Source organism: Noviherbaspirillum denitrificans, from assembly GCF_002211445.1.
Lineage (GTDB): Bacteria > Pseudomonadota > Gammaproteobacteria > Burkholderiales > Burkholderiaceae_D > Noviherbaspirillum > Noviherbaspirillum denitrificans.
Window position 1 is genome coordinate 2,447,233 of record NZ_LSTO01000001.1, and the last position, 3,479, is coordinate 2,450,711.

A 3,479-nucleotide genomic window follows, 5' to 3' on the forward strand; every position below is an offset into this window, starting at 1 on the left:
CGGGGATTACCAGGGCAGGAATGCGGAGGTGCAGAACGCGAAGGTGGCGTACGTCGGCAAGGATGTGCAGGTCAAGGCTGATGCGGTCGAGAATGGCGACGGCGGCAAGGTCATCGTGTGGTCGGATGACACGACGCGCTATTTCGGCGCGATCTCGGCGCGCGGCGGCGAGCAGGGTGGCGATGGCGGCCTTGTCGAGGTGTCAGGCAAACAGACTCTCGACTTTGACGGGCGTGTGACAACGCAAGCGCCTGCGGGGAAGATCGGCATGCTGTTGCTTGATCCTGCCGATGTCACGATCAGCAATGCAGCGCAATCCACCAGCATGACTAGCGGCGCCCTATTTTCTGATGGAACAGCATCCATATCGAATGTTAACGTCGCCACATTGGTTGGGGCACTTGGCAGCACGAGTGTCGTTGTAGATGCAAGCGCGGGTTCCGGAAGTGGCACGGGGACAATCACGGTGGCTGACCCTGTTACATGGGGAAGCGCGAGTTCCCTGACCCTCAAGGCGACCACGGATGTCACGGTCAATGCATCGATTACAAATACCGGATCGGCATCGCTGAACTTGTACGGCAACGGTGCCATTGTCGTGAACAACCCGGTTTCGGTCGGCGGCAATTTTTCTGTTGCCGGCACATCCGGGGGTATCACTCAGGCGACTTCGTTTTCTGGCAATGCACAAATAAATGGCTCGGGTTTCGCTGTTCAGGCAGGCCAGATTGATTTGACTTCGGCCGGTTCGCTCATTGCTGCAGGCAATACGAACCTGACCGCTGCCAACATCAACATAAACGGGATACTCAAGCACGCTCCCGCCACATCAAGTAGCGGGGTCGCCACGCTCAATGCAACGGGCAATATCGCTTTACAAGGGACGATCGAAGGCGTCGGTCCCGGTGGATACAAGGTGCAGCTTCAAGGCGGAACTATCACTACTGATGCCACAAAAACGCTGAATATCATCGGGTCTGGAGAGAACACCCTCATTGAAGTCGACAACGGGGCGACCTGGACGAACAACGGCACCGTCAACATGACGGGCAATTCCCAGATTCGCCTGTTTGACGGATCTGTCACCTCTACCTTTACCAATAGCAGCGGCGGACAGTTCAACAGTTCGTCCACGGCAAACTGGTCCTTCTTCAGCAATCCCGGAAGCCAGAACGGCATCATCAACAACAACGGGGCGATGACCATCGACGGCACTGCGGCGGGGCTGCAGTCCTTTGAAGCGATCTTCAACCAGGGGGCGACCGGCACGCTGACGCTGGCTAACGGCGCAACCCTGTCGCTGCAGAATGCGCAGAGCGTGGAAGGGGCGATCAATCTACCCCTCGGCAATAATATTCACGTCTCGGAATACCACGGGGCCCCGGCGACGTTTACCGGTGTGGCCTTTACCGGTAGCGGCCAGTTGGCGTTGACGAGCTCTTCGGTGCAGGCCACCTTTGACAATGTCAGCGCGCCCGACACCCCGTTGAGCGTGTCCGGTGCGGCAACCACAATCAGCGGCGGTACCTCGGTGTTCGCCAGTGCATCCGGGCTTGGCAGCAATCTGACGCTCGATAACGGCATCCTGGCTATCAAAGGCGGTAATTTCACTGTGCCTGCCGGCGCAAGTTACAGCGGCAACGTCGGCTATTACGCCACTGGTAACCTGACGGTTCCCGCCGGTGGCGATATCTCCACGTTCGGCAGTGTCACGCTGATCGGAGGCTGGAACGGCAACACCGGTACGCCCGGCGTATCGGGGTCGGGCAACATCAATATCAATAGCGCCAAAGTCAGTGCCTTGGGCGGTGATGCAACGCTTTCGATGAGCGGTAGTCTTTCCCTCCAGGCAACGACTGCTAATGCATTTATTGAAGCTCCGGACGTATTCCTCACGGCAGGCGGCAATGTCTCGTTTAGTAATTCCGGCACAAACAAAGCATATGTCACCTCCCTGCTGGCAGCGACAACCCACCTGACATTTACCAACGCGACCGGGAAAGTGCTGTTTAATGGTGTGGGCGCGACGGCGACAACATCCGGAAATCTCGGTTTTTTTCATGGCGGGGCGCCTAGCTCTCCCGGGATACCGTCGGTCCTTGGCACCAGCCTGATACTGAGTGGCGGCGACCCGGCCAACTTTGTCGCAAGCACGCCGTCGGTAACGCCAGCGGAGCCGCCTCCGCCGACGGTAGCCGAATGTACGGTCAATCCAGGCTTGTCCGGTTGCAGTTCCGTGCTTCCCACGCTGGCCACGTGTACGACAGCGCCGACAACTGCGGGCTGTTCCGTCGTGCTGCCAACCTTGGACACGTGCGTAACCAATCCGACCCAGGCAGGCTGCACGGCGGTCCTGCCGACACTGAGCACCTGCACGACGGCGCCGACGACGCCAGGCTGCGGTGCGGTGTTGCCGACGGTGGACGCCTGTATTGCCAATCCGACGCTGCCGGGTTGCACGGCAGTGATTCCCTCGCTGAGCACTTGCATGGCGAACCCGTCACAGCCCGGTTGCAGCATCGTCCTGCCCAGCCTGAGCACCTGCACGGCATCGCCCACGACGGCCGGTTGCACTGCGGTGCTACCGACGCTGAGCAGCTGCACGACCAACCCGACACAGGCGGGCTGCTCGGTGGTGCTGCCTGCCCTGGGCGCGTGCGTTACTTCGCCGACAACGCCGGGTTGTACAGCGGTCCTGCCCACACTTAGCAGCTGCACCACCAATCCGTCACAACCCGGCTGTACCGCGGTGTTGCCGACGCTGAGCAGCTGCACGAACAGCCCGACCCTGCCCGGCTGCACAGCGGTGCTGCCGACGATGAGCACCTGCACGGCGGCACCGACGACCGCCGGCTGCACCGCAGTGCTGCCCACGCTGGCGCAATGTTCCGCCACACCGACGCTGGCGGGCTGCTCGGTGGTGGTGCCCACTGCTAACAAGTGTGTGCTGAACCCATCGGCGCCGGAGTGCGTGGTGGTGCTGCCCGTAACGGACACGGGTTCGACCTCGTCTCCTGTGAACCTCATCACGGAAACCGTCGTTGAAACCAGCAATCTTGTATTGACCACGACAGCCATGATGTCGTCAAACCAGTTGCAGCCGGATAGCGGCAGCTCGTCGGGCGGCGGTTCCGGCAGCGAAGGAAAGAAAATCGACAAGAAGACCCTATCCTCGACGGATGACAGCGGAGCGAAGAAAAATGAGCCAGTCCGGAAAATGTATTGCAACTAAGCGGCTGCTGTTCATGGCGGCGCTGCTGCTGGCAGCACAGTCATGGGCAGCGCAGGTGGTCGGCACGGTGGCCAACCTGAGCGGACCGCTGGTGGCGAAGAAGGCGGACGGCACGGCCAAGGTGCTGGCGGTGAAGTCGTCGGTGGAGCAGGGCGACATCCTGGTCGCCGAAAAGGATACCTATGCGCGGATCAAGTTCATCGATGACAGCGAGATTACGCTGCGGCCGAATACCCAGCTGAAGATC

Annotated in this window: 1 protein-coding gene and 1 pseudogene; both read left to right on the forward strand. The window is 60.4% G+C overall.

From position 1 onward, the window contains the following. Positions 1-28: 28 nt before the first annotated feature. A complete protein-coding gene (locus tag AYR66_RS11985; RefSeq protein ID WP_088707665.1) occupies positions 29-3,232 on the forward strand; it encodes a hypothetical protein in 3,204 nt (1,067 codons plus the stop codon). Next, positions 3,201-3,479, forward strand: a pseudogene (locus AYR66_RS30020) (FecR family protein); the annotation flags it as partial. The gene AYR66_RS11985 and the pseudogene AYR66_RS30020, both read left to right, overlap by 32 nt.